This is a genomic window from Acinetobacter sp. YH16031, from assembly GCF_013417335.1.
GTDB lineage: Bacteria > Pseudomonadota > Gammaproteobacteria > Pseudomonadales > Moraxellaceae > Acinetobacter.
Map to the genome: position 1 here is coordinate 1 of NZ_VPED01000139.1, position 1,646 is coordinate 1,646.

The following is a 1,646-nucleotide window of genomic DNA, read 5'->3' on the forward strand; positions in this document are numbered from 1 at the left end:
TCAGATTACTGCTCCCGTATGCGTCAAAATCGCTAGAACTTAGGCGTCGTCCCGCGCCGACACAAAGAAAAGCAAAATACTGTCATTTTGTCGCGTGTGCCGACCTACGGATCGGACATCACGCGATAAAATGACAGTTCAAGGATTTTTTAAACGAAAGCGGTCATTTTTCATTGCTATTGCGTCCTGCTTGCACACGGATTAACATAATCAGGAAATTGATCAAAAAATGATCCAATACTCCGAGTTTATAGGGGGGGTTGAAAGGAATTTCTTAAATACCCCCACTAATAAGATGGGGGTAACGGTATCCGATCTATGCGCTCAATCTAAAAAAATCCAAATATTTTCCATAAAAAAAACCGACCATATTGATTTATGATCGGCTTTAGTTTTATATTGGATGCACGGTTATTAATTACTGGTAATAATTAATAACGAAAGTTATATGAGCTGAAACTCGATATAAGATTCAAGATTAAATCTCCGTGCTGTTAGATGATTATAACGTTCGTAGAATTAAAATAAATCCCTCTTTCGTTCTTAATCCGTCCAAATAATTAATTTCCGTCCTTGATGTGGGTGGGAGGTACAGTGACGCCAGCGCATTTTAGGTTTAAGTCTGCTACTGGGGGATCTGAACAAAGCAGACAACGGCATGAGTAGTCATAAAACGCTGATCGTGAGTATATTGGGGTAATCCCTTGCGGTGATCATTAAAAGGCGTTTATAGGCGGTTTTGGACGTGTTCAGGGGGTGATCTATGCCCTAACCAAGACAAGCGCAGCAATAGACTGTAATGCGCTCCTGTGAAACGATGGCTCGGCTCCGTAGTGATGCCTTACATTGTTCGGGTAATACTGCTTAGGGTGCTTTTAGTGCTCTAGGGTGAGTATTCCCTGATCTTCTCCAACTCTCACCATAATGATAAATCACTAATACTTGAATAGTTAAATAAATAGAGGTTTTTTAAATGGGAAATATTGATATAAATCAAACAGTTGAACACTTAAAAGATTTGTTAGGCAAACAAGTTTCATATAGTATTTGTTTGGGTGGAACAACTTATCAAAGTGATGGTGAGGTTACTTCGGTTGTTTTACATCTTCATGGTGATCATGAGTTTTCTGTAGATGATGGGGATTATTATTCTTTTTCCGAATTGACAGAATTTCAGGTTTTAGATGATCGTTCTATTGTGGACGCTGCTTTTACTGGTCTTATAACGGATAACAAAGATTTTATTGATTCATTAAGCAAGCCTACCCCGTAGCCACAGGACTTGTAAGGGGTTCGACCCCTTAACCCCAAAGGGCGCACTTTACTTGAATTTCAGCTTTTAGCCTCAAGTTAGTTTTATATCTCCAGTCAAAATGCCCTTAAGTCTATCTTTTAGGGCATTTTTTTGATCTTGGTATATTTAGTATATTTACGAAATCTCACGTAATGCTTGTATAGCAAGGCTTTCAGAGCGAATGTCTATGAGCGAACTGAAGCTTTATGCTTCTTAAATCCTTTTTTTCCCTGATTACAGCTCCCGTATGCGTCCAGATCGGTAGAACTTAGGCGTCGTCCCGCGCCGACACAAAGAAAAGCAAAATACTGTCATTTTGTCGCGTGTGCCGACCTACGGATCGGACATCACG

General features: G+C 39.8%; 1 protein-coding gene. It reads left to right on the top strand.

The features are described from left to right. The first annotated feature begins 973 nt into the window (after nt 1–973). Nucleotides 974–1,273 carry a hypothetical protein gene (locus FTV31_RS16660; protein ID WP_179991805.1) on the top strand — a complete coding sequence of 100 codons (300 nt, stop codon included), beginning with the start codon at nt 974–976 and terminating at the stop codon, nt 1,271–1,273. Nucleotides 1,274–1,646 lie beyond the last annotated feature (373 nt).